Below are 24,342 nucleotides of genomic sequence, written 5' to 3' on the forward strand. Positions count from 1 at the left end.
ACGCGCTTCTGGCGGCCCGGCCACCGGGACGGCGGACGGGCCGTGAAGCGGTCGGCGGGAAGGACTCAGGTCGCTGATCCCGGCTCGGCGCCCTCCTGGCACTGGAATACGAGAAGTCCCTCGCAGAAGAAGCGAAGGAGAAACAGCGTGAATCCGCGCGGCACACTGCGGAGCAGGTAAACGCGCAGGTCACAGGCTCGACGATGGTGGCGGATCCGCCACAATCGACCGGTGCCCCCGACGAACACAAGTCACGCACCAAAGACGCTGCGTACCCACGACGGCAACGAGTTCCCCTACCGGTGTCGAAGTGCTGCCCATTCTCGGGCTCTGGTCCACTTCGTGGGGTCGCGTACACAGGGTGACTGTTGATCTTCGCCTAATGGTGGTTTTAGTGGTCGTAGGCGGTCAGTGCGCGCATGACTGGCTAGCCGCACATGAACCTGGCTCCCCTCATCAGGCCCCTTGGAATCGATCATCTAGGCTGGCGCGGTGACTGATGAGCAGGAGCGGGTGCAGCCGTCGGGAGTGTGGGCCACGGCGGTGGGGGTGGCCAGGGTGCGGGCGCTGGAGACCGAGCGGGAGAACGCGCTGTTCCGCGACCCGCTGGCACAGGCCTTCGCCACCGCCGGCGGCCTGTGGCCCTCCTCGCCGCCGCCCGATGACGAGACCGCGCGACGCCGCCGGCTGGCCGTGTCGTTCTCCATCGTCATCAGGACGAAGTTCCTCGACGACCTGTTGCAGCAGGCCTCCGCGTCCGGGGTCCGGCAGGTCGTGCTGCTCGGCGCCGGCATGGACAGCCGGGCCTTCCGGATGGACTGGCCCGAGGGCACCCGGCTGTTCGAGGTCGACACCGCCGCGCCACTGGACTTCAAGGCTTCGGTGCTGCGCCAGGAGCGGGCCGTCGCACGCTGCGAGCGGATCACCGTCGCGGTGGATCTGCGTGAGGACTGGCCATCCGCGCTGGCCGCCGCAGGGCACGACCCTGCCGTGCCGACCGTGTGGATCGCCGAAGGACTACTGATCTATCTGCCCGAGGACGCGGTGGAGCTACTGCTGGCCCGGATCAGCGCGCAGTCGGCGGCAGGCAGTCGGATGGGGCTGACATTGGGCTCGCGCGGCGTGATCGAGCGCTTCGGCGCGGACGCCGCGCCGGGGTCGGCGGCGTCCATGTGGGTCTCGGAGATGCCCGACGACCCGGTGGGCTGGCTGGTCGGGCACGGCTGGGAGGCCGACAGCCACACCCTGCGCGAGCGCGCTGCCGCCTACGGCCGCCCGATCAGCACCCCGCCGCAGCGTGAGGAGCGGCCCGGCGGACTGATCTCGGCGGTCCGCCGGTAGAGCGCCTCCCGGTTCCCTGGATGATCGATTCCAAGGGGGCCTGATGAGTGGAGCCAGGTTCATGTGCGGCCAGCCAGTCATGCGCGCACTGACCGCCTACGACCACTAAAGTTCGCCCGAAAATCGCCTGGCTGGATGGTGGTGTGGTCGACAGTCCTTCGCCGTGAACGAAGTGCTGCCGCAGTTGAACGAGCTGCTGTTTTCCTCGGTCGAGGGCGTGTTGGTGGAATCGGTCGAGGTGATCGACACGGTCGTCCGGGTCGAGGCCCGTACGACCGCAGGGCGGGCGGCGTGTCCGGGGTGCGGGTGCTGGTCGGGGCGAATACACGGCTGCTACCTGCGATTTCCTCGTGATCTGCCGACGGCGGGCAAGTTCGTGGTGGTGTCGTTGCGGCTGCGGAGGTTCGTCTACGAGGAGGAATCCTGCGAGCGCATGACCGTCGCCGAGCAAGTACCCGGTCTCACCCGCAGGTTCGGGCGACGGACCGAGTGGCTGCGGTCGACGCTGGTGTCGGTCGGTCTTGCGCTCGCGGGCCGGGCCGGCGCCCGGATGACGGACGCCTTCAAGGTTCCGGTCAGCCGGAACACCCTGTTGAGGCTGATCGCCTCGCTTCCGGACCCCGCCACCGCAGTACCCCGCGTGGTCGGCGTGGACGAGTACGCCCAGCGCAAGGGCCGTGTCTACGGAACCGTGCTCGTCGACGTCTACGGAACCGTGCTCGTCGACGTCGAGACACGTCGCCCGGTCGACCTCCTTCCCGATCGGGAGGCGGACACGCTCGCGGTCTGGCTCGCCGAGCGGCCCGGCATCGAGATCGCCTGCCGTGACCGGGCGCCCTTCTTCGCCGAAGGTGCCACCCGCGGCGCCCCGCAGGCCCTCCAGGTCGCCGACCGATGGCATCTACTCGGCGTTCAGGCTCCGGTTGGAGTGGTCATCGTGCCCGGGGCTGTCGTACTGGATCGCGCCGAGGATCACCGCGGAGTGCGAGGCGCATTCTCATCGTCAGGGCCGTGGGCGGCGGAACCAGTCGCCGGACTGACGCTGGGAGAGCGTAGCCACGATGGCGATGCCCAGGCCCAGGTGGACGATCCCCACTGGGATGCCACGCCCCATGGTGCCGAGGCCGAAAAGGATCATGAACGATGCAAAGACGATCGCGGTGATCTTCGCGCCCGAACCGGAGCCGGCAAAGCACAGCGCGCAGATAGTGACCCCGATGACCGGTATCGCAGAGCCCAGCGCAGCACCCGCGGCCTCGGGGCCCGCTACCACGCCGGCGACCACCGTTCCGAGCACGGCGAGCCCCGCGGCCACGTACGCCAACACGCGGGCGGCACGCACCGATCCCGGCATGGGCAGCTGTCCGGTGGGATAGGGCTGGTAGGGGCCTGGTGGCGGGTAGGCGCCTGGCGGGTACGGCGGACTGGCGTGCTGGGCGTGGGGGTTGGGCGCGTTCCAATCAGGCTGATTTTCATATGACATGTCAATAACGTATCTGTATTTATGGACGGCCACCGGCCACCTGACGCAGGTTGGCGCCGACATTCATCTGCACCGCGCAGGCGTCCGGCCGCGAACGAGAGCCCTGGTACCCCGGCGGCCGGCCTTCCCTCTCTGCCCAGCAGCGCCTGGCCTGGCCCGCGTCGGTCCCCGAGAAGGCCGAGGGAAGATCCGCCTGTCCAACGCGGCCGAGGACCCGCAGACTGCGTGGTCATGCGGGTGGATGTCACTGCGGAGGTACCGGTAGCGGTGCGCGTCGCGGTCACCGCCACTCCCGCCACAAGCGGCGCGACGGCAGGTGGGGAGTCGGGCCCGTGGTAGGCAATGGCCTGTCCGGAGAGGCGGTGGCGCTGGGCGGGGACGTGGCGCAGCGGCTGCTGGACTGCTACCCGGCCTTCATGGAAGCGGAGCCGTACGCGCTGCGGCGGGCGTTTGGGGCGCTGTCGCTGGCTTCGTGTCAGGACGTTGCGCAGGAGGCCTTCCTGCGGGTCGGGGTGAGGGCGGCTGCCGGGGATTTGGCGCCGGAGACGAACGTGATGACGTATCTGCGGCAGACAGCCCGCAATCTCGCCGTCGACCAATGTCGACGCCCTCGACGGGCACGGTCCCCAGGCCGCCCAGTTCGATCTGCTGGAGTACTCCCACCTGGAAGTGTGCGCAGCTTTTCCGCTCGGCATCCCCGGACGGGCCACCTGCGTGGCCCTGTCCCTGCCCGCCGGACAGCGTCACCGGCTGCTGCCCGCTGCCCGCGCCCTGCCCCGGATACACGCAAGCCGCCACTGAGCAGCTCCTCCCACCCCGGGACCAACCCGAGGCGGGAGAGAGCAAGGCCCATCCCACGCTTGGGAGTTCCGACGCGCGAGCTCGCTCCTGCCTCCGCGCGGCGGGCGCTTCAGCGGCTGATCCTCGCGCGGCAGGGTGCGCAGGCGTGAGCGGAGCCGGGGCCGGGGCCGGGGTCGTAGCGGTGGATAGACGCTGCACAGACTGCGCAGGGGCCGGTCTCCCAGATCTTGCAGCCGTAACGGACCGCCGCTACCTGGCGCTGCTGGGGTGTGATGTCGAGTGGTGGTGCCCGTTGCCGCGGGATTTTGAGCACGCGCTCGGGGAACTCGTCGAAACCCCAGGGACCGTCCCCACACCCGCGGGGATGACCCCATCGTGGGTCCTACACGGCCTTGAGGCCGGCCACGAGCCGGGTGAGGCCGCGCTGCCTGGCACAGCCGGCCTGGTAACCCGTTCACCCGAACATGGACAAGCTGCTCAGGGCGCGCCAGCCTCCATTGCGCAGGTAGGGTCTCACGCCGAAGAGCCGGCCCTGGGTGTTGCCGTCCTCGTCCAGGGTGACCTCGTAGCAGCCGCACCACCCGCCGCTGAACAACCAGTACGTGTCGCCCGAGAGTTGCGCGCTGGGCACGACTCCGTCGATGCGGTCGGCGAAGGGTGTTCCGGCGAGTGCCCGGAACATGGAGTGGTCGGTGAAGGGTGTGAAGGAGCCGACGTTGTCTTCACTGTCTGTGTCCCAGACGGCGACGGCGTTGCCACGGAAGAAGAAGGCCACGCCGTTGTAGTCGGCCATGGCGTTGTAGCGGAGCACGGCATCCACACCGTCGGCTGCGGGGGTGCCGGTCAGCTGGGGGATGTGGTCGGTGATCGGGACGCCGTCGCCGCTGCTGAGCAGTGTGTCGTTCGGCGCGTCGTACTTGAGCGTCAGGTTGCCTTTGAACAGGTGGACGACGTCGCCGTCGCGATATGAGCCTTCAAGACCCCCGTTGAAGTGTGTCCCCCTGAGTGCGGGCCAGGTGGCTCCCTCGACCCCGCCGATTCCGCCCTCGCCATGGACGTTGTTCGATTCGTCGACCCGCATGATCTGCCGTGCGTAGGTGAAGTAGGCCCGGGAACTGTCCTTGTATTCGATGGTCCTGACCGGCACCACACGGCGCACCTGCACCGTCAGGTCGTAAATACCGAAGTGGGGGCTTTGTGTCTTGCCGCGGTCGGTCCGGTACCTGTAGAGACCTTGATAGCTATCGGCGTATTCAGCCAGTTCAGCCTCGGTCCACGTGGAGAAGATCGCGCCGATGTAGTCGTCCTGACGTCCCTCCACCCACAGCCCCACCAGGCCGACAAGCGCACCGGCCAGGGACACATAGTCGCGGTACTTGTCGTCCTCCGGCATGTTGCTGGCGGCCTTCATCAGGTACTCGCTGATCGCGCCCAGCGCCTCGGCCGCACGGCGCTCGACGTCACCCTTGCCGAAGTCCTCTTCCCACGCCTGGATGCCGAACGCGACCTTGCCGGTCACCGGTCCGGCCCAGATCACCCGGTCCCATGGGTGGAAGCCATGTTCGACCCCGTCATCGAAGTCTTCGTAGGTGTTGGTGACGCGGTGGATGCTCTCTTCGGCGTCGGCGGAGTCGAAGATCCAGTACACCTCGTCGGTGCCGGCCTCACCGTGGGTCGCATCGATGCACTTCTGACTCGCAGCGAAGATCGCGTAGTGGTTCTTGGACGCTTTGGCCGGTTCAGGTCGTTCCCCCGGCTGCGGAGCTGAGCCGTCCTTTTCGCGTGGCCATTGGTGCAAGACCGTGTGCCAGCCGTACTGACGGACAGCCTGCGCCTCGGCCAGGTTCTTGCCCTCGCGGCCCGGAGCCTGATCGGCCGTGACCACGACCACGTTGGGCAGCTTCCGTGCGGCGTCAGCAAGGTGTGGAAGCGCGTCGAGGAAGTGCTGCGTAGTGAAATCCGCACCAGGAGCCAGCCGCCCCGGCAGGGGGGAACAGATTCGCGCGATCCACGTCGCTGAGCTTGGCGTAGGAGTTGCCGAACGCCTCGATCTCACCGTCTTCGTAGCCGTGCTCGACCAGGGAGCCGACCACGACCTGCTCCAGGTCCGTAAGCGGCTTGCCCACGGTCTTCTTGAAACACGCATTGAGGATCACCGGCGTGAACAGGTTCACGCTCTGGTTCATCCGCAACCGCGCCGCCGGCTGCTGGATCTGCGTTTTTTCGCTGAGCGCCTCAGCGAAAATCTCGTCGAGTGCATCCCACTGTCCTGCCATAGCGGCCGCTCCTATCGGCGCGCGCATGGGCCACGGACGCGAGGGACGCGTACTTCGAAGGTGCATGCGGCTGCGCCTTGACAGCCCAACCCTTCAGGACGGCCTCCCACACCCGTAAGCGCCGAAGGAGTGATCAGCCTCAGAGCCGGCAGGTCCCTCCGAACGAGCCAGCCCCAGGCTCGGGCCTGCGTTTTTTGCGACCGAGGCAGCCGGTTCTCGTTTCCACGAGCGTGACTGCTTCTGCCTCCTCACTCCGAGCGCTGCGCGCGAGCGTGGATGCCCTCCTGGCCGCGGATGAGGCTGCACGGCTCGCTGACGCAGCCCGCGCGGAGGCCGACATGCACTTCCGGGAGATGCTTGCGCAGGCTGCACGGACGGGCGTGAACCCACAAGAGATCGGCGGTGAGCTGCGGCGCCTGGACCCGGAGACCGGGCCTTGCGGGGAGCCGACCGCAAAGCTGAAGGCGTACGCGAAAGCTGAAGGCGTGCGCGACGAAGACAGCCGCCCTCGAGATGCTCTATGCGCTGCGGGTTACCTCGAGCGACCGGCGAAGCATTAACGCCATCGCCACCAGGCTGGTAGACCAACTCCATAAGCACGGCATCGCCCTGGACCGCGGGGCGGCATGTCGGACGATCAAAACACTCCACCGCCCGGCGCCGGTCACCGAGCGCATCAGTTGCGGCGCACCGTAGTGACCGAGGTTCGGTTATGACGAGCAGACTGGCGCGGAACGTCTCTGAGCTCCCTCCCTGCGAGAGTGAACCCCGACGGTCAACAGTGAGGTAGCTGCCCGTGTCGGCGGCTCCTGCTCGCCAGGTCGACCGCAGTGCGCCGACGACGAATGCCGTCAGCGGTCCAGGGGGCAGCGAACGACGCCGGTACAGAAATCCTCAGCGCTCGCCGGCAAAAGGACCATGCCACTCATTCCGCTCTCACCTCCGGGCGCCTCGGCGCGGCGGGCGTCCGTTGCTCGGCAGGCGACAGTCAGGGAGGGCCCTCAGGTCTCCTCACCGGATCCGGTGCACAGGTGCGCTGCCGGACAGGCATCGCAGCCACGCTTGTCCACCCAGCCTGACGCATCGACTGCGGCGAACAGCTCCCTCGCACGCTCGGCGCCGCCGACCCGTCGGACGCCCCGTACGCCTCAGGGTCCGGGCGCTCCAGCTCCGCTTGCTTGGCCCACATGTACACCAGCGCGGCGAGCTGTTCGGGGGTGAGATTCTGTGCGGCGCCGTTCGGAATGCAGACTCCGGGCACATTGCCGGCTGCCTCCTCGCCGTGGAAGATCCACTGGCCACCGGGACTGTCCGGACGCTTGGCGACGAAGCGCAGGAAGGGCGTCTCCTGGTGGTCTTCGATCAGGAACCTTACGAACAGCCGTCAAGAAACCCTGCTTTCCCTTCCGGCCGTATCTCGGCCGATCCCCCACCTGGGTCAGCGCCTCGGCCGACCGCACGCGGATATCGCCGTTCAGGGTGGGTATCCGGAGCCAGGCGGGCCAGGACGCCGGCGGCGTCCTCGTGGTGCCCCTCCAGTCCAGCCAGCGCCTCAGCCGCCCGCACACGCAGGAAGTAGGGCCGGGTGCTGTCCTGGGTGAGGCGTATCAAGACGTCGGCGGCCTCGTCCCTGTACCCCTCCACCCGTGCCAGCGTCACGGCCGCCCGCATACGGTCATCATCGTGCAGGGTGGTGTCTTGGGCGAGGCGGGCCAGGGCATCGGCACCGTCCTCGTGGTGCCCCCTCAGTCCCGCCAGCACCTCAGCCGCCCGCACACGGTCATCGTCTTGCACTTCGTCGTAGTCGCCAGGGGGGGTGTGCTGGGTGAGACGAGCCAGAAGGCCGGCCGCCTCGTCCCGGTGCCCCTCCAGCCCCGCCAGCACCTCAGCCGCCCACACGCGGTCATCGCCGTTCAGGGTGGTGTCCTGGGCGAGGTCGGCCAGGAGTGCGGCAGCTTTGTCCCGGTACCCGTCCAGCCCGGCCAGCGTCACGGCCGCCCGGACGCACACATTGCTGGCCAGGGCGTAGTCCTCGGCGAACGCGATGAGGCGAGCGGCGGTGGGTTTGGAAGCGAGGTTGCTTCCCAACTCCACTTGCGTGCAGAGGAAGAAGCAGATCTTCCCTGATCTGTGTGCTGTGAGTTCGTTGAGGTACTGGGTGGTCCGGTCTGTGATCTGGTCGTGGGGGGCGAGCAGCCCGTCCAAGAGGAAGCCGAGGTAGGAGGAGGCCAAGTCTGGCGGCACCCAGCCGGTATCGCTGAATGTGCGGTGCCCGAATTTCGAGGAGGTGATCAGGTCGTGGAGGAGGTGGGTTCGCGCGTGCTCGTCGCGGGTGGCATGGCGGGCCGCGTGGTATTCGAGGAGGGTCTGGTGGAGGAAGGCGAAGTCGTCGTTGCGTTGGGCCAGCAGTCCGGTGCTCCGCAGGAGGTCGCCTAGGAAGGCATTCCAGTGTTGCTCCTTCACTTTCTCTGGGCGGTTGACGTGAATGTGTGAGGACAGGATTTCGACGGCGGGGGCGGTGCTGCCGTTGAGCCATGTGTAGGCCAAGTGGTCGATCAGCTCCGGCAGGTGATCGCGTACCTGTTGTGCGGCCCGTTCGGCTACCTGGTTCTGCTGGGCGACCTGGTGACGGTCCTTCAGGAGGCGGATTGCCTCGTCGTGGGTGTTGAGGATGCGCTTGCCGGCATTCTGTTCGTAGATGAGTTCAACGAAGGATTGGTAGGCGCCGGTCCGGCCGTCGGGCAGCGAGCGTGCGGGGTCATTCGTGTAGAGCCGGCACAGCATGGAGGCCATCAGGGGGGTGCGGGCCAGGATATCCAGACGGGAGCGGTCGAGCAGGGTCAGGAAAGCCTGCGCGTGGCGGTGGGCGTCGTCCAGGTCTCGGAAGCATCGTTCGGCGTAGATGAGCAGGTCGTCTGCGGAGAAGGGTTCCAGTTCGAAGCGCCGCACCTCCGGGCCCAGCGTGTCGAGTTCCCTTGAGGGCAGGGGGCGGGTGGCCACGACGAACCGGTACTGCTCGGGCTCGGCATGCACTGCGCTGACCATTAGTTGGAGAACGTCGCGGCGGGTTCCGGCGTCGGGGATCTCGTCGAGGCCGTCGACCAGCACCAGCCAGGGCACCTCGGTGCGCGCCTGGTGGCGGAAGAAGTCCGCCGTCAGCTCGTCCAGCAGCCCGAAGCGCCTCAGTTCGCCTGCTGCGGCTTTGGCCAGTGCCGCAGGAAGCAGGTCTGCACCGGTCAGGTCGCGCGCGCTCACCATGACCGGGATCGTCTTCCCCGCGATGTTGTTCAGCCAGCCGGTGGCCGAGCCGGCCAGGTGGGTGCGCAGCAGGGTGGACTTGCCTCCCCCGGGGCCGGCCAGGAGCAGGCAGATGTTGCTGTCCGTTCGGAAGACCTCGGTGGCGGGCACTGCGGGGCCCGCGGTGCTCTCGGTTGGCGTGGTGTCGCCGAGGCCCCGGCAGTCCGGGGCGTCCGACACCTGGGTGCGGGCCTGCTGGCGTACGTAGACATCGGTCAGCGAGGGGAGATGTTCCTCTTCGCCCGGGATAGCGGGGTATGGGGGTTGTGTTGCAGCTCGTCGAGCAGCTGTCAGATAGGCGTTGACAGCCTCGGCGCGGCGGAGGGACGTCGAGCCGTTGACCACCACGTCGCCGTGGATGGTGTGCGCCTGGACGACGGGGCCGTGGAACTCGCCGCCGCTGATCTCGTTGTGGCCGGTCACGGGCCGATTCCGGCCGGTGCGGTGGCGCCGATGGCCAGGCGGGAGCCCAGATCCAGGCGCACTTCGCCGTAGGGCCGGACGTGGGACCAGAACAGAAACCGCGTCGCGCTGCGTTTGCCCGCGACGAGATCCAGCTCGTCGTCCAGCACCGTCCAGTGCTCGACCAGTTCGTCCACCCCCACCAACTGCCGCTCCATGGCAGCACATGATGCCGGTGCAACCCCAGGCCAGGACGGGCAAACCATCAAAGTTTCACCTCGTTTGCGGCTGGTGACAGGTCCGCCAGCGGCACGACGGCCATGAGTTCAGTGTGGCTGAGGGGCTTTCACCGGGAAGCCACAGCGTCTTCGGCAGGCAGGAAAGTGCGGTGGGTTCGTCGCCCCTCAACCGGCAGGATAGTCATTCGCTCTCGGCGGTCTGCTCATCTGATGTCGATCTCCGAAACGGATCCTCACCAGCAATGGCCTGGGTCACGAAAACCATCTCGCAAGTGCAAACGTTCCTTGCCCGTCTTCGGTATCAGGGGTGTACCACCCCACGTGACCTTCGGACCGCCGTGCGGTGAACGGATCGCAGTTTCCCGGTCCCGGTCCCAGACCAACGGCCAGCCCAGCGCTCGGCTCCAGAAGTACCCGGTCTCCTGCGAACCATCGCCTGCCAGCGCTCCGATGAATCCGCACTCGGCGAGGAAGCTGTTGCCCGGCTCGATGACACAGAACTCATTGCCCTCCGGGTCGGCGAGCACCACATGCCCCTCCTCCGGGCGTTGACCGATGTCGATGTGCAGGGCGCCGAGTTCGAGCGCCCTCTCCACCACCTGCTTCTGATCGTCGAGGGGACGTGCTCGTCAGATCGAAGTGCATGCGGTTCTGGCCTGTCTTCCGCTCCTGGGCCGGGAGAAAGCGGAGCCGGAACCCGGTGTCATCGGTGGGCAGCAGCGTGATGCCGTCGGAGGTGTCCTCGGATGTCTCCCCACAGAGGAAGTCCGCCCAGAAGCGCGCGAGACGGAGCGGGTCGTACGCATCGAAGCAGAGCGCGTGCAGGTGAGAAGTCATCCGTAGATCTCCCGGTAGGGGCAGGCGGGTCGTGCTGGAGCCTGCCCAGCCGGTGCCACCCGGTCAACTGATCCATGCCCCACGCTCGTCTGCTGTCGAGCACGCTGGAAACGGCAGTCCGTCCACGACCTCACAGGCTCGCGAGGAGGCCGTCGAGCGGGGGCGGTGTCCGGTCCGGTGGGAGGGCCTCGACAAGGAGACGGCCGTAGCGGATCTTGCGGCCCTTCTTCGTGCCGAGGAAGCGCCGCACCTGCTGATGCCGGGGCCGGCCGTGCTGTGCGGGCTGGCGCTGGAAGGTCTGCCAGGCGCGGAAGTCGCCCTCGGTGCGGAGGATCTCCTCGACTCCTGCCGTGCCGAGCGCGCGGATGAGTTCATCCTCCAGATCCGCGGTGCATACGTAGATGCTCTGGAGCGGTGCCTGGGCCCGCGTCAGGCCGCGCTCGTAGAAGCCCTGTTCGCCCTCGTCGCACAGTCCTGTCAGGCGCAGACCGAGGCCGGGTGGCCCGAGGAGGCCGGCATAGCGGCCGACGCTCATCGCCCCGCCCATCGGCACGACACACACTCCCTCGGCGGCCAGGTCCCGGCCCCGCCGGGCGGCCAGCGCCTCAACGGCCGCGAGATCGCTCAGCCCTTCCAGGAGCACCGCGGTCCGCACCCCCAGGCTTTCCGCCAGATCCCGCGCCGGCTCGTCGGGACCGCCCGTCGCCCAGCTGGTGACCGCATCCTGGAACGCCCTCATCTCCGCCATGGGGGCGAGTCTGCACGTCCACCGGTGGCACGGCACGGGATTATTCGACGGCCTCAGGAACTGCGACGGTCCTCAGGCCCGGATAGCACCGCCCCAAAGCGGAATGTGATCCGCTACACCACTCGACGGGACACGACCTGAGCCACTGACAACTGGGCACCAGGCCACGTCGGCTGCTGGTTCGGCTTGGCATGGCGCAGAGAAGGTGGCTGCGGGTGGTCGATGTCGAGTGGTACCGCGCGATCTCGGTGGAGGTGCGGGACTTCGTACTGTGGCTCAGGGGCTCGGCGAAGCCACGACGCTGCGGCAGCACCGCCTGCTGGCCCTGCGTGAGCGGGCACCGGGCGCGCACGGGTCAGTCGTCAAAGAAATCCGGATCGGCCGAGGTCAGAAGAGCGCCCAATTGCTCCGGCGATCGATACAGATCGCGCATGAGGGTGCCCAGGGCTTCAAGAACCTGGAGATTCGACGAGTACACGGCGAACATCCCGGACTCGGAAGCGTACGCCAGCTGGTCCGCCGCATCCGGCAGGTGACGGGCCACGAGAAGTCGCGCGACGCCTTCCCAGGCATAGCCGTTCCCCTCCGGACCCGCAGCCTCGATCACCGGCATCAGCTCACTCCACTCCGTGAGGAGAAGGCTGTGACCGGGATCGAACTCGATGTCTTGGAGCAGAAACGGCGCCAGATCCTGCGTCTTCATGGCGCGACGATATGCGCCCTCGACGGCGCGACAGCACGGAGGAGCCCGCCCGACCACAAGACCGTCGCCTTGGTCCGGAAAAGCACACCTGCCATTGCCGACGCGATCGGCCAGACCTCCCGACCCACGGAATCCGCGTCGCCGTCACCCACCACCACATCAACCGTCCGCCGGTCCCCCGCAAGTACCCGCGGCCCGACTACCCGTTCAGCGCCATCGCCCACGGCAACGCCCCGGGGACGATCGTCCACGAGTGGACCGATGCCCTCGCGATCGTGCCTCGCAGCGGCGGCTGCACCGGGGGCCATCTCTTGGTCCTCCCCAAGGCCTACGTCGCGGGCTTCACGACCGACCCCGTCGTCTCCGCCACCGTCCAGCTACGCGCCGCCGAACTCGGCCCGCAGCTGGGCGGCCAGTGGATGGACATCTGGTCCCCCGCACCGCCGACGACGGCCTCGCCCCCCTGGACCCACCCCACCCGCGAACAGGAGCCCACCCGATGAAGCGACTCTTCCGCCGCCGCGGCCACACGCCCGGCGCCCTCACCCCCGAGGACCAGGCCGTCGTCAACGCCTTCCGCGCGATGCTCGCCGCCCTGCGCACCCCCGAGCCCTGGATCCCTGGCCGCTGGCCCCTGGCCCCTGGCCCCTGGCCCCTGGCCCCTGGCAGGACATTGCCGTGCGGGTCGGCCCGTTCGTTGAGCGCGCACACACCCGGCCCGGTGACGACCACGGCCCGACCTCATCGCCGTCGCCCTGGTCCACCCCGACACCCCGCACGCCGCGGCCTACCTCCACGGCCACAACCCCGGCTACACCGGCAAGGGCTGGCTTCGCTGCGAGACGAACACGATCCTCGGAGTCTGGAACCCGCCCTACGCGATGCTCACTCACACCGCGGCGAGCCTGGACCTCCCCGCCGACGTCGGCATGGCGCCGGCGCGCTACGGCGTCCACGTCGAGGCCCGGCGTGCCGGACAACACCGGCTACACCCTGCTCCGCCTCGGTCCCTACACCCAGGTCCGGCACGCCGATCGTGACGCCGCACGCCTCAACGCCCAGCCGGAGAAGAAGGCGGGCACGGCCATGCCGGGGTTACGCCCTTGGCCTGGCCGGTACCGAAAGCGCCTGGAGCGGGAAGAGCAGCGAATCCTCGGCGCCCTGCAGGAGATCGCCGACCGGTACCCCCGGCCAGACCGGCATCCTCTGCTGCTACGAGGATCTGCGAAAACCCGAACTCGACTGCCATCGCAGGTGGGCCGCCGACTGGTTCCGTGAAAGGTGGGGCTGGGAGGTGCCGGAGATACACACCCCGGCACCGGCAGCGCCGGCAGAGGAGCCGCTCGGTCTGTTCTGACCGTCCGGGCAGCAGGGCCTGCCCCGAGGCAGATGGGGCGGGCCCGCTCTACGGGCAACTCACACCGCTTTGTTACCGGAGGGTTCGACACCGCAGTACCCATTCAACAAGATGTTGAGGCGGGGCGGGCCAGCTGCTACCTGACCGACCCCGTAACCAACCAACCTCGAAAGGCAGTATCCCCGTGCAGGTCTACACCGTCGACCAGCGTGAGCAGCACATACCGGCGCTGATGAACGCACTCAAGCCCCTGGGCCAAACCACCGACCCGTACGTCATCGTCACCGCCGTCCGCGCCTTCCGCCCCGTTCTCGCGTCGATGCACACCATCGTCAAGCGCGTCGACAAGACGTTCCCCGCCTACCTGCGGCACCTAGGCAGGGAAAGCAACGCCAAGAGCCGCACCATCGAGCTCCTCGCCGGCAAGTCCGCTGAACCCCTGCGCACGTTGAAGTTCATCTTCGAAAGCAGCCTGACCGAATACGACGAGATCCTTGAGCTCCTCGACCTGTTCTACGACGGCGAACAGGGCCCGGAAGACATCAGCTTCATCGGTGACTGGGAGGACGCCATCCGGCACCTGAACAACCTCCTCAACTCCCTTGCCAAGGACATCAGGGCAGCAGCGAAGAACATGCAGCCCGGCCCCTACCACGCCGCGGTTGTCGCGCTGCCCGCCATCGGCCAGGTCATGTCCGAGGTATACAACCACCTGTGCCACCAGGTCATCGCCCCCTGGTCCGTGCTCGGCGACGAGGTGGCGGGCGTGCTGGCCTGGAACACCAGGACTTCGCTGCAAGGCCCCCGCACCCTCATGGAATGGTGCGTCGAACACGGCGGCGCCCTGCTGACGATCCTCGACAAGACGTACAAGCTGACGCTCAAGCGGACCGACCCGGCGGTGGCGTGGCCGAAGGCCGGCAGTGCTCAGGCGATCCAGTCCAGCAGCAGCCCAGCCGCCCTCACCCCGACGAAGGTCATTCCCGCCGCCGAGCAGATCACCCTCGCCGTCCCCGCAGGCGAAGCCAAGACCGTCGTCCTCCCGCCCGAGAGCGCCTCCACTTTCCTCCTCGACATCAGCGACGAGCAGCAGGGCCCAACCACCCCGTCCAGCGCCTCCGACGCCCCCGCCCCGTCGACCGTTCCGACGTTTCACATTGCCCACGATCTCGCGCTGGCCGTCGCGCTTCACTGCCACGCCATCGGCCAGGGCGACACCGGAGACCTCATCCTCGCGGCCGACATGAAGGACCAGAACAACGAACTCAAGCGCCGCGTCTTCTGGGACCTAACCGTGGATGAGGCCACCTCGATCCGGGAAGCCCTCGTATCCCTCCGCGTCGAGGTAGACGCGGGAAGGGTCAAGCAGCCCCGCATCACAACGAAGCGCTTGAAGGACGGCATCGACCTCATCGGACATTGCATCGCCGACGTCACTCCGTAACCCCTGACGGCCGTGCCTCAAGGCCCTGCCCCACCTCGGAGGGGCAGGGCCTGGTACCTGCCGGGAGCGGCCAGTTCGCGCCCTCCCCGCTCCCGGCGAACACCTGCACCCCTTCCACCGGCCGGGCACCTCGAACGCTCACAAGCCCGGTACCCATGGGCCACACCACACCGGCCGGGATGCGGCCGGTTCGACCAGTAGGCGGGGGTTTTCCAAGATAAAGGCACTCTGGTCGCGGGCCGGAGTGTGGGGTCGGCCGCATGAAGCTGTCCTGCACCGACTCGACGATGCCGGTCTGATCGACGTCTCCCGCGTGGTGCTGGACCCGCCCATGTCAGGGCTAAAAAGGGCGCGAACTCTCAGCTCCGAGCCCGGTCGACCGGGGCAAGCCGGGTTCCAAGATGCACGTCCTGTCGGACGCGCACGGACTGCCCCTGGTCGTCGGCGTCTCGGCCGGCAACACCCACGACAGTCAAGGGCTGAAGCCGATGGTCGAGGGCCACCAAACGAGACACGACCCGCACCGCGGCCGGTACGTCAAGCCCGAGCGTCTGCACGCCGACAAGGCGTATGACCATCTCGACCTGCGGAAATGGCTGCGCGGTAAGCGGATTGGAGTGCGGATCGCCCGTAAAGGCATCGAGTCCAGCGAACGGTTAGGGCAGCGTCGATGGGTGATCGAGCGCACCATGTCGTGACTGTCGGGCCACCGCAGACTCAGCCCCTGCTACGAACGCGATCAACGCAACTACCTGGCGTTTCTTGGACTCGCCGCCGCTATCTGCTGCTATCTGCCGCTACAAGCGATACATCCGCCTCACCACATAGGACACGGTCTTAGCCACACGGGGAGCATCAGGCTTGACCCGCACCATCCGGCTGCCTTTGCCGTCTTCCCTGACCATGAACGTCCGAACGGTCCGATGCCGCAGCACGTGGGCACCCCGATGCCCGCATCCACCCACATGCGCGCCAGGTATTCACCCCTTAGAGCCCTTTAAGATCGTCTTTCCTTTTGGTGGGGATGTGGCCCTGCTTCGCTCATGGGGGTGCCAGCCGGCACCGGACGTCACAGAAGCGGATGCAGACATGGCAAAACTGCCCAACGGGCGATACCGGATCGCCTTCACCAATGAGCAGCTCCTCACCGCGCCGGAGGCCGAGCCCGGAGCCCCCCTGATGCTGCTGCCGCCGGATGCCGGGGGCAAGCAGGAGTGGGAGGTGCGGAGCAACGGCAACGGAACGCACACCATCAGCGCCGAGGATGCGGCCGCGTACGTGAGCTTCGATGGCGACCCGGACATGCACGAGCCGGCACTGGTGCTGTCCGAGCGCCGTGAGTGGCGCATCGCGCCCGGTGCGGCGCCCAACACCTACTTCATCAGCGTGACGGACGCCCCCATGCGACTGGGGCTGAGCCTGTTGCGGATCTTCCCGCCCCGTGTCGCGCTGGCCCCCGAGTACGACGACCGCTACCAAGCCTGGACCTTCCAGCGCGTCGACTAAACCGACCCGACCAGGGCCCGCCGATGGCGAATTCGAGGGGTCGTTGCAACACTGCTGGTCAGCTGGCTAGGTCCAGTAGCTTAGCGAGGCGCTCGGCTGGGGTTTCCCGGTCGAGCGTTTTGCGTGGGCGGCTATTGAGTTCAGCGGCAACGGCCTCCAGGTGCTCGGGGGTGTGCCCGCTCAGGTCGGTGCCTTTGGGGAGTACTGACGCAGCAGGCTGTTCGTGTTCTCGATTGAGCCGCGCTGCCAGGGGCTTGCGGGGTTGCGGGGTTGCGGGGTTGCGGGGTTGCAGGGTTGCGGGGTTGCAGGGTTGCAGGGTTGCAGGGTTGCAGAAGTAGACCGGGATGTTGGTGGCGACGGTGAATGCCCGGTGAGCGGCCATCTCGGAGCCTTGGTCCCAGGTCAGGGAACGCCACAGGTGCGGCGGGAGAGTCTGGACGGTCGCGGTGAGAGCGTCGCGGGTAGCGATGGCGCTGTGCCCGTGCTGCAGGCGCACGAGCATCACGTAGCGGGTGGCCCGCTCGACCAGCGTGCCGATTGCGGACCGTCCGTCCTTGCCGACGATGAGGTCACCCTCCCAGTGGCCGGGGACGGCACGGTCCTGGGCCTCGGCCAGCCGGTCACTGATCAAGACCATGTTCTTGATCGGGCCGGAGACGCGCTTGTGGACGTGACGGTGCGGGCGTCGCCTGGTCCTGCCGGTGCGGAGGGCACGGGTCAGCTCCCGCCGGAGTTCTCCGCGGCCCTGGACGTAGAGGGCCTGGACGTAGAGGGCCTGGACGTAGAGGGCCTGGACGTAGAGGGCCTGGTAGATGGTCTCGTGGGTCACGTGCATCTCCGGCCGGTCGGGGAATCGTGCCCGCAGAGCCTGGCAGATCTGCTCGGGGCTCCACCGCATCATGAGGTGCTCCTGGATGAAGTTCCTCAACTCGATGTTCTGGCCGATCTTGCCGGGCTTGGGGCGGGCGCGTCGTCTCTCGACCCGGCGGTGGGCATGGAATGGCTGGTAGGTCCACCCTCCCCTGGGCATGGGGCGCCGGTTGCAACGTATCTCCCGGCTGACCGTGGAGGGGCTGCGGCCCAGCTCAGCCGCGATCTGCCGGACCGACGCTTTCTCGCGCAATCGATCGGCGATGTGGATGCGCTCAGACTCGCCCAAGTACCGGGACGGGACAGAAGCCGGTTCCTCCTCCCCGTGCTGGACAGGTGGAACCGCCTTCTTGCCGCCGGGCGGTGAGTGCCAGCCGTTGCGCCACCGCTTACCGGTACGCAAGTTGATGCCGACGATCCGCGCGGCTTCCCGCGTGCTGTAGCCCTCTTCCATGAGCTGGAAGTATGCGGCCCGTTCCTGGACCAGCCTCTTCCCACTCGGCTTACCCCTGTTCTCCCGAATTTCGAAGTCCATCGCACCCCTTCATCTGGAGTGTTGCGACGACCACTAGAACGGAAAAACTGGGCGGGGGCGCCGTGCGTTCTGCGCGCCAGAACTCCGTCAGGGGCCGGCGGGCGTCTACCTGGTTCAGTTCGAGCTACCTACTCCACCGCATACAGCAGGTTGTACTCAGCACCATTCGCCCTGAAGCGCAGACTGCGCTCACCAGGCGTATCCGTGATCCACTGCTCCCCGAGCCTGCCATCCCCGCCTGATCCGCTGATCTCCCCGAGAGAGACGGCAATCGTTCCCGTGAAGTCGCAGTCGTACTTGACGGTGTACATCCGGTCTCCCAGCACCGTCCCATTCCACACGGTGCCACGATTCTGGACAACAAGCCTCGGCTCGTCGAAACCGCTCCAGCCTTCAGTCGTGACGCACTTGAGCTTCTCCAGATAGAGCTTGGCCATACCGTCCCCTGCGCAGGATCCTTCTCGACGCTTCACATCCTGCCGAGCCTCAATAAACGATCACTAAACGAACGGACGCGGTATTCGCCGCCACGGAGATGCCCTGCGCGACACAGGCGGGGCAACCCCGTAGCCCCCAAGTCAGTGGGCGCCGGCACTACCAGACCCAAAGCTGACCAGCCGCGTAGGCAACGCCGGCGACACAGCGGCCCTCAGGTGACGGCCGGCCCGCAGCTTCAGTTCACTCCCGTCTGTACCCGTCCCCGAAGTTCAACGTATTCTCAAGTACGTCCTCCACAGGATCGTCGTTCTGCCCCGTGTTGATCAGCGCGACCCTAGGCGCATTGTGGGATTCGCGCGGATACTCATCGGCGACCGCGGCACTGGCACCACCCAGAACACTGGTTGCGAAGACAGCCGCAACGGCGAGCGCAAGACGTGCGCGCATAGATCATTCCTCCCCTTGGATCAGTACCCGCCCCGTGACTGGCTGCCCAGGAACTACTGCACCAGCCACCAGCCCAGTCCCCGCACACCAGTGATTCACCTGGACGTGGCAGTTCACCAACCCACGGACGCGTCGATCGGCTGTAGCGCGACGTGTTCACCGCCGCCTGCGGAGACCAGCTGTCCGGCCTGCACGGCCCGAAGGGCAAACCCTGTCCGGCCCGTCCATGGGTCTGCCTGCCGTGTCCCCTGGCGGTCTTCGCTCCCCGGCACGCGGTCAACCTGCTGCGGCTCAAGGCGTTCTTCTCCCGGCAGTGGCAGCAGATGCCGGCCGCCCACTTCATGGCCGTTTTCGGCCCCTACGCCGCCCGCATCCAGCAGGTCCTGGACCGCTTCGACCCGAGCATCCTCGCTGCGGCAGCCGACCAGCTCGACGCCGTTGACGCCGTTGACGCCGTTGACGCCGTTGACGCCGTTGACGATGAACTACCGCTGCGGCCCGAGGAGATGACCGCGTGACCACCGCCATCACGATCCCCTTCGACGGCACCTCTGCCGTCTTCGCCGGCGCCGACGTCTGCAGTGAGGCCGGGCTGCCTCTTCCTGACGGCTTTCGCCGCTCGCTGTTCGAGGACGATGTCTGGGACTTCAACGAGGTCATCGGCCATCGGCCTGCCGGTCCAACTGCCGATCTGCCACCGGCATCTCGACTTCACCGCCATCGGTGATCTGCGCTGGCGGCTGATCGCCAAGGAACTCCTCCTGGCCATGCTCGCCCCGCGGCACCCAGCCGTCGCCCCGCTGCCCCGGGCCCACCCCACCGCCCTCCACCTACGCAGCTGCGTGGGCCGTCTCGACGAACTCACCCGCCTCTTCCAGTGGCTCGACAAGCGGTCCATCGCAAGCCTGGAGATGCTCGACACACGCCTTTGCGAGGCATTTCTGGCCCACCGCCGCTATGTGCTCGACGGACACGGCGCCATCGTCGGCGTACAGAGCCCCGGCACCCGACGCGCCGCCGCCCAGGCCGTCGTCGACTGGTCAACTACCGTGACCTGTTCACCGCGGACCGGGTCGCGGCAACCCTGCGGCCCTGGGGCGGCGCCACCGCCTCAGCTATCGCCGAGATGCCCTCCGGCCGCACGGAGAACAAGACCCAACCCGTCGAAGACGCCATCCTGCAGCCCCTGCTCGCGGCCGCTCTCTACTCGCATGGTGAGAGTTGCACCTCGCCAGCGATCAGATCGGGGCATCGTCGGTCAGCGAAGGCACGGCGCACGGACGGAGGACCATGAGCGAGCCTTCCAAGGTCGCCGCCATGGCAAAGGGGAACCGGTCGAGCTCAAGACACAGTGCAACGTCATCGGGATGGACTCCTTGACGCACACCCTCCGCCAGCTCGGCGGCGGCGCGCGACGCGGCAGCGCGGCGGAGGAACTCAGCAGCATCCGTCCCAGCCTCGGTGGCTCTCCGAGCGATGTATTGAGCGCACGCCAGATCTTCGTCGGCCTGCCCATCTTCGCCAGTGACCACGAACGTGACGCCGTCACTCTTGCGCGTCCGCAAGAGCCGAGCCGTTGCCTCCGCCACCACGAAGCCGGCGCACAGCACCAGCGACGCCTCCTTGACCGCGAGGGCGCCGACCGTGCCTGCCGTGGTCTTCTGCACAACGGTCCGTCCGCCAAGGTCAGCAGACCGCAGCAGGCCCGGCGAGTTGACCATGTCGAACCCGGGCGCGGGCGGACCGTCTTTGAGCGCCACCCAATCCGGATGCGAAGCCTTGAGCGCCAGGGCTGCGTCCAGCGACTCAGCAAGAACGATCTTTTCCGCCCCCTGGGCAAAGGTCCAGGCGGCCACGGTGAAAGCACGCATAACGTCGACTACGACCGCCACGGACGGGACTTCGACCAACTCAGCGATGCCAAGGAAACGAGTGTCCATTCCGATCATGATCGCGCATGCCTGACCCGAAGCGCCCGGAGAGTGATCCGCATCACATCGACGGTCTCGGAATGCAACACCTCCGGCTGCCTGCGTCGCGAAAGCAGTGCGCAACGACATGCCTGCTCAATCGCCACACGGGGCACCGGCACACGGCCTCTGCGGACACAAGCCACACGCCGGCCACGAACCTGCTCAAGAACGGGGCGGAACTGACGCACGTCAAGCGTTACCTCGGCCACGTCTCCTACGTCATGGCTGAGCACTACGTGCACCTCGCCAATACCGACCCCCAGCTCAACGACGCCCTCAACGCAGTCTGGGTCGGCGGACCCGGCTCAGCCGAACCCGGGATGGTGCTGTCCGCCGGCGAGCCGATGACGCGTGAAGAAGCCGAGGCCATGGCCATCGACCTCAAGCGCAAGTCCACCCCCGCCGAGGGCGGCTTATGCACCTACCCACCGGTCATGAACGGCGGCGCATGCCCCTGGAGCCTCGACTGCCACAACTGCCACAAGTTCGTCCTCGCCGGCGCCGATCTCGTCTACTTGCAGCGCAAACGCGAGCGATGGCGCATGCTCGCCGAACGAGCACCGGACCCCGCCACGGCCGACTTCCTCCATGAAGCCTTCGAGCCCACGGCCCGCGCGATCGAGGGCCTCGAGAAGGCCGTGGACGCGGTCGGCTCCTCCACGGAGCCCTCGCCCTCGACCTGCGGCGCCCGCAGGACTACTTCGGAGGCGTTTGGAGCACCGCCTTTCGGGCCCAAGAACTCGCCCGCCAACGTGAGGAAGAAGACGAGGCAGCATGAGCACCTCCGCCCCAACGCGGCGATCGCCGCCCGCCGTCGCCAAACCGAAGAGAGACTGACGCGAGTCGAGACCGCGATCGGCCAACTTCGGCGCGAGCGCGGCCGCCTGACCGTTCGCGCAGTCGCCAAGCGAGCCGCGGTGTCTGCCACTTTCCTCTATGAAAACCACGATGCCCGCACCCTGGTGAAGAACGCGGTCATCAACAGCGAGAGCCGGCATGACCAGCTCGCCCAGGCAGAACATGAGCGAATCGAGGCGTCCTGGAGAGAGCGGGCCCTGAACGCGGAAGAGGAACTCACTCGAACCCAGAAGGAGGTCTTCACCCAGAGGCAACAGATCGGCGAGCTCATGGGCCAGATCCGTGACTTCGACCAGATGGTCCCCGGTGAATCTCTGCAGGCCCTAACAGTGGAGAACACGACGCTCAAGCAACGCGTCCACCAGCTCACCCAAGGGCATCGCAAGCTCCATGAGCGCCTTGAAGGCGCCCGGACGAACCTCCGCTCCGCCGACGAACGGATCGCTGACCTCGAAGCCCAGCTTCTGGAACAAGTCTCCTCATGACTTCGACACCCGGCTCCAGTTCGATCCAGTGGCTTGTCGCGCAGCCTTGGCCGGGTGATCGGTCCACTGCTCGAACGGACGGTGAGCCCTGATCATGAGTCGCCGCCGGGAGCCTGGCGGCTCCCCGTCCGGCAGGTCTGATGCGGCCATGTATCCGGTCAGACAGCCTCTGCCCAGGCTTTGCGGGCGAGTAGCTGAACCTCCTGGAACTGCCGTCGGTCAGTGGGCTGCGGCTCGCGAACCATCCGGGCTACCTCGGCCAACCCGGACTTGCGCAGCATCGCGGCGAGGTGATCAGGCGACCACCGATAGGCCGGCGCGACCGTGTGATCGAAGGCCTGCGTCGGGTGAGACGGATCATCGCTTGCCGAAAAGCCGACCAGAAGATGGCCGCCAGGTGCCAGCACACGATGGAACTCCGCCAGAATGACGGGGAGTTCCTGCGGCGGAGTGTGGATGATGGACCAACGTGAGAGTACGCCGCCCAGCACGCCGTCAGCGATGTTCAACGCGGCCATCGAGCCCACGTCGAACCGCAGGCTCGGATAGGCCTGTCGAGCCAACTTGATCATCGCAGGAGAGGCATCAACACCAAACGCCGCTAGCCCCAACTCGTTCAGATGGGCGGTGATATGGCCAGGTCCACACCCCAGGTCCGCGACCTGACCGTCCCCACTCGCACTTACGGCCTCGGCGAAGGCACCCAAGATCGCGCGGTCCAGGGGACTGTCACGCAGCGTGTCGCGGAACAGCTGCGCATAGGTGGGGGCAGCAGCGTCGTAAGCCTCGCGGGTGGCGCTGAGGGCATCGTGTTCGACCATGCTCGCGACAGTAGTTCCCGGCGCTGAGGCGAGCCGCGAGAATCACGATACCCCCTCCCGCCTGTTCGCCCAGGCCATCGCTAGGTCGCCTGTCATGCAGCGAGGTGATGTCCTTGGCCGTCTGGCCCTGGGCGGACATGAGCACCACGATCGCCCGCCGCAGACGGACGGGATCCTTCGCCGTCCGGCTGACCCGCTGCGATCGACGGCGTTCCTCCATGCTGACGGGCCGGACAAACACACTCGGTCGACGCCCCACGACCACCTCCAAGATCGAGTCCTGGTGACAGTCGGCTCACCCGACGGGCGGCACGTCGATTACCCGGTCAGCGATGCGAGACGAGCCACTAGCTCGACCGCGAATAGGCCGTCGCCCTCGCACGGCTGCCGCGACAAGTCGAGCACTTCCTCGACGAGTGCGACGACGCCGTTGAAGACGCGTTTGCCGCCCACACCGGACTCGACCCGGCCTGCGAGGCGTTCAGCGCGGCCTCTGCCTCCACGCCCCACAGGCGACCGCGTCGCCGACACCCCGGACATCCGGTCGTTCGCCCTGGATGCGCACACTGCGGAAAGATCAGGGCTGACCTGCGACAACTCCGCCCCGAAGGGCGGCTCTGCGGTTCGTGCGACGCCCGAAGCCGCCGTCGCGAAACCTGCGCACGCTGCCACAACGCCCATGCACACCTGCGTGAACTGCGGAAAGACCGCAGCCGCCGCCCTCGTTGGCGATGACGGCGCGCTCTGTCACCTCTGTTACAACCGGCACCGTCGACCGCGGCGTCCGTGCGGTCGATACGGACAGCTCAAGCGCATCGCCCGCAATGCGAGCGACGGTGTCGGCGTACAACCTCGGCTCCCCAGTTGTGTACGGATGAACGTCCCCGTCTACGGTTCAGAGGTAGCAGAGCGTTGGAGGACTGGGTTGGAGCTGTGGGACCAAAACGTCGCTCCGTACGGAGAGGAGCTGGAGGCGTTGGACAACAGCACGCGGGCCGACCTCGTGCTGGACGTGGTGGCATCGACGATGCCGCTTTTCGAGCCGCCGTTCGACGACTTCTTCCCAGAACCGCACCGCGAGCTGGTCAAGTCCGTACTGACCCTGCGCACACAAGCTCCAGCGAGCTGGTGGGACGACACGGCTTTCGCACGAGACTTCCTGACCCAATACGACCTTCTGCCGGATGTCCCCACCAGGCCAGCGGTCGGCCCCTTCCTGATGGCGCTGGTTCGACTCTTCGAAGCGCCTGGCGGCTTCCTGCCGGCCGACGAAGCGTTGGAGTGCCTGTCCAGCTGCTACGAGGCAATCCTGGTATCCCAGTTGACTGGGCGAGTCACAGCTGAAGACGAGAAGCGGGACCCAATGTGCCAGCAGGCCCTTGCGCGGCAGACGGTCCTCGTCCTGCGAGCGCTCGATTGAATCCGTGCGATCACCAAGTGTCACCGATCGCGAGGCGTGGCATACCTTCCGAATCGACAAG

General features: G+C 67.2%; 19 protein-coding genes and 3 pseudogenes. 10 read left to right on the plus strand and 12 right to left on the minus strand.

Annotated features, from left to right (window positions below; translation table 11 throughout):
• The first annotated feature begins 528 nt into the window (after positions 1 to 528).
• Positions 529 to 1,341, plus strand: a complete 813-nt coding sequence (locus ACZ4S3_RS36060; protein ID WP_467942658.1) for a class I SAM-dependent methyltransferase — start codon at positions 529 to 531, stop codon at positions 1,339 to 1,341.
• Between the two features lie 163 nt (positions 1,342 to 1,504).
• Positions 1,505 to 2,821, plus strand: a complete 1,317-nt coding sequence (locus ACZ4S3_RS36065) for an ISL3 family transposase (protein WP_467942407.1) — start codon at positions 1,505 to 1,507, stop codon at positions 2,819 to 2,821.
• Positions 2,822 to 4,079: 1,258 nt separating this feature from the next.
• Here ACZ4S3_RS36065 and ACZ4S3_RS36070 read toward each other — a convergent pair.
• From ACZ4S3_RS36070 to ACZ4S3_RS36100, 7 genes and pseudogenes are all read right to left on the minus strand, one after another.
• Positions 4,080 to 5,516, minus strand: coding sequence for a hypothetical protein (locus tag ACZ4S3_RS36070; protein ID WP_467942411.1), 1,437 nt, complete (start codon positions 5,514 to 5,516; stop codon positions 4,080 to 4,082).
• 22 nt (positions 5,517 to 5,538) lie between these two features.
• On the minus strand, positions 5,539 to 5,901 hold the full coding sequence (locus tag ACZ4S3_RS36075; RefSeq protein ID WP_467942413.1) for a hypothetical protein: 363 nt from the start codon (positions 5,899 to 5,901) through the stop codon (positions 5,539 to 5,541).
• Positions 5,902 to 7,272: 1,371 nt separating this feature from the next.
• Complete coding sequence (locus tag ACZ4S3_RS36080; RefSeq protein ID WP_467942416.1) at positions 7,273 to 9,621, minus strand: NACHT domain-containing protein; 2,349 nt, start codon at positions 9,619 to 9,621, stop codon at positions 7,273 to 7,275.
• Positions 9,618 to 9,818, minus strand: coding sequence for a hypothetical protein (locus ACZ4S3_RS36085; RefSeq protein WP_467942420.1), 201 nt, complete (start codon positions 9,816 to 9,818; stop codon positions 9,618 to 9,620). Before ACZ4S3_RS36085 ends, ACZ4S3_RS36080 begins: the two co-directional genes overlap by 4 nt.
• A gap of 293 nt (positions 9,819 to 10,111) precedes the next feature.
• Positions 10,112 to 10,676, minus strand: a pseudogene (locus ACZ4S3_RS36090) (VOC family protein); the annotation flags it as partial.
• A 130-nt stretch (positions 10,677 to 10,806) separates the two neighbouring features.
• On the minus strand, positions 10,807 to 11,424 hold the full coding sequence (locus ACZ4S3_RS36095) for a TOPRIM nucleotidyl transferase/hydrolase domain-containing protein (protein ID WP_467942423.1): 618 nt from the start codon (positions 11,422 to 11,424) through the stop codon (positions 10,807 to 10,809).
• A gap of 355 nt (positions 11,425 to 11,779) precedes the next feature.
• Positions 11,780 to 12,127 carry an Imm51 family immunity protein gene (locus tag ACZ4S3_RS36100; RefSeq protein ID WP_467942425.1) on the minus strand — a complete coding sequence of 116 codons (348 nt, stop codon included), beginning with the start codon at positions 12,125 to 12,127 and terminating at the stop codon, positions 11,780 to 11,782.
• 11 nt (positions 12,128 to 12,138) lie between these two features.
• On the opposite strand from ACZ4S3_RS36100, the gene ACZ4S3_RS36105 reads away from it, so the two are divergent.
• From ACZ4S3_RS36105 to ACZ4S3_RS36120, 4 genes and pseudogenes are all read left to right on the plus strand, one after another.
• A complete protein-coding gene (locus ACZ4S3_RS36105; RefSeq protein WP_467942428.1) occupies positions 12,139 to 12,630 on the plus strand; it encodes a hypothetical protein in 492 nt (163 codons plus the stop codon).
• 1,038 nt (positions 12,631 to 13,668) lie between these two features.
• Positions 13,669 to 14,928: a hypothetical protein gene (locus ACZ4S3_RS36110; RefSeq protein WP_467942432.1), complete on the plus strand. Its 1,260-nt coding sequence runs from the start codon at positions 13,669 to 13,671 to the stop codon at positions 14,926 to 14,928.
• Positions 14,929 to 15,154: 226 nt separating this feature from the next.
• A pseudogene (locus ACZ4S3_RS36115) lies at positions 15,155 to 15,719 on the plus strand (IS5 family transposase); the annotation flags it as partial.
• Between the two features lie 298 nt (positions 15,720 to 16,017).
• Positions 16,018 to 16,434, plus strand: coding sequence for a hypothetical protein (locus ACZ4S3_RS36120; protein WP_467942436.1), 417 nt, complete (start codon positions 16,018 to 16,020; stop codon positions 16,432 to 16,434).
• Between the two features lie 58 nt (positions 16,435 to 16,492).
• Here the strand turns inward: ACZ4S3_RS36120 and ACZ4S3_RS36125 are convergent.
• The 3 genes and pseudogenes from ACZ4S3_RS36125 to ACZ4S3_RS36135 all read right to left on the minus strand — a co-directional run bounded on the left by ACZ4S3_RS36125 (position 16,493) and on the right by ACZ4S3_RS36135 (position 18,724).
• Positions 16,493 to 17,839, minus strand: a pseudogene (locus tag ACZ4S3_RS36125) (IS30 family transposase).
• Between the two features lie 128 nt (positions 17,840 to 17,967).
• Positions 17,968 to 18,276, minus strand: coding sequence for a hypothetical protein (locus ACZ4S3_RS36130; RefSeq protein WP_467942440.1), 309 nt, complete (start codon positions 18,274 to 18,276; stop codon positions 17,968 to 17,970).
• A gap of 241 nt (positions 18,277 to 18,517) precedes the next feature.
• Complete coding sequence (locus ACZ4S3_RS36135) at positions 18,518 to 18,724, minus strand: hypothetical protein (protein WP_467942444.1); 207 nt, start codon at positions 18,722 to 18,724, stop codon at positions 18,518 to 18,520.
• A gap of 152 nt (positions 18,725 to 18,876) precedes the next feature.
• On the opposite strand from ACZ4S3_RS36135, the gene ACZ4S3_RS36140 reads away from it, so the two are divergent.
• Together ACZ4S3_RS36140 and ACZ4S3_RS36145 are read left to right on the plus strand one after the other, a co-directional pair.
• A complete protein-coding gene (locus tag ACZ4S3_RS36140) occupies positions 18,877 to 19,242 on the plus strand; it encodes a hypothetical protein (RefSeq protein ID WP_467942448.1) in 366 nt (121 codons plus the stop codon).
• Positions 19,239 to 19,451: a hypothetical protein gene (locus ACZ4S3_RS36145; RefSeq protein ID WP_467942452.1), complete on the plus strand. Its 213-nt coding sequence runs from the start codon at positions 19,239 to 19,241 to the stop codon at positions 19,449 to 19,451. The genes ACZ4S3_RS36140 and ACZ4S3_RS36145 overlap by 4 nt, the downstream gene beginning before the upstream one ends.
• Before the next feature lie 511 nt (positions 19,452 to 19,962).
• Here the strand turns inward: ACZ4S3_RS36145 and ACZ4S3_RS36150 are convergent.
• A complete protein-coding gene (locus ACZ4S3_RS36150) occupies positions 19,963 to 20,664 on the minus strand; it encodes a 2-phosphosulfolactate phosphatase (protein ID WP_467942456.1) in 702 nt (233 codons plus the stop codon).
• Between the two features lie 17 nt (positions 20,665 to 20,681).
• Between ACZ4S3_RS36150 and ACZ4S3_RS36155 the strand changes: the two genes are divergently transcribed.
• Positions 20,682 to 22,040, plus strand: a complete 1,359-nt coding sequence (locus ACZ4S3_RS36155; protein ID WP_467942459.1) for a DUF6262 family protein — start codon at positions 20,682 to 20,684, stop codon at positions 22,038 to 22,040.
• Between the two features lie 158 nt (positions 22,041 to 22,198).
• Here ACZ4S3_RS36155 and ACZ4S3_RS36160 read toward each other — a convergent pair whose 3' ends face one another.
• Positions 22,199 to 22,861: a class I SAM-dependent methyltransferase gene (locus tag ACZ4S3_RS36160; protein ID WP_467942464.1), complete on the minus strand. Its 663-nt coding sequence runs from the start codon at positions 22,859 to 22,861 to the stop codon at positions 22,199 to 22,201.
• Positions 22,862 to 23,837: 976 nt separating this feature from the next.
• Here ACZ4S3_RS36160 and ACZ4S3_RS36165 point away from each other — a divergent pair.
• Complete coding sequence (locus ACZ4S3_RS36165; protein WP_467942467.1) at positions 23,838 to 24,281, plus strand: hypothetical protein; 444 nt, start codon at positions 23,838 to 23,840, stop codon at positions 24,279 to 24,281.
• The last annotated feature ends 61 nt before the right edge of the window (positions 24,282 to 24,342 follow it).

The organism is Streptomyces sp. NPDC028368 (assembly GCF_055565615.1).

Bases quoted from the DNA above. Each gene is read 5' to 3' on its own strand.
- ACZ4S3_RS36100 (WP_467942425.1), bottom strand. From the start codon at position 12,127: ATGAAGACGCAGGATCTGGCGCCGTTTCTGCTCCAAGACATCGAGTTC.
- ACZ4S3_RS36130 (WP_467942440.1), bottom strand. From the start codon at position 18,276: ATGGCCAAGCTCTATCTGGAGAAGCTCAAGTGCGTCACGACTGAAGGC.
- ACZ4S3_RS36105 (WP_467942428.1), top strand. From the start codon at position 12,139: ATGCGCCCTCGACGGCGCGACAGCACGGAGGAGCCCGCCCGACCACAA.
- ACZ4S3_RS36095 (WP_467942423.1), bottom strand. From the start codon at position 11,424: ATGGCGGAGATGAGGGCGTTCCAGGATGCGGTCACCAGCTGGGCGACG.
- ACZ4S3_RS36075 (WP_467942413.1), bottom strand. From the start codon at position 5,901: ATGGCAGGACAGTGGGATGCACTCGACGAGATTTTCGCTGAGGCGCTC.
- ACZ4S3_RS36160 (WP_467942464.1), bottom strand. From the start codon at position 22,861: ATGGTCGAACACGATGCCCTCAGCGCCACCCGCGAGGCTTACGACGCT.
- ACZ4S3_RS36150 (WP_467942456.1), bottom strand. From the start codon at position 20,664: ATGGACACTCGTTTCCTTGGCATCGCTGAGTTGGTCGAAGTCCCGTCC.
- ACZ4S3_RS36085 (WP_467942420.1), bottom strand. From the start codon at position 9,818: ATGGAGCGGCAGTTGGTGGGGGTGGACGAACTGGTCGAGCACTGGACG.
- ACZ4S3_RS36155 (WP_467942459.1), top strand. From the start codon at position 20,682: ATGCCTGACCCGAAGCGCCCGGAGAGTGATCCGCATCACATCGACGGT.
- ACZ4S3_RS36120 (WP_467942436.1), top strand. From the start codon at position 16,018: ATGGCAAAACTGCCCAACGGGCGATACCGGATCGCCTTCACCAATGAG.
- ACZ4S3_RS36135 (WP_467942444.1), bottom strand. From the start codon at position 18,724: ATGCGCGCACGTCTTGCGCTCGCCGTTGCGGCTGTCTTCGCAACCAGT.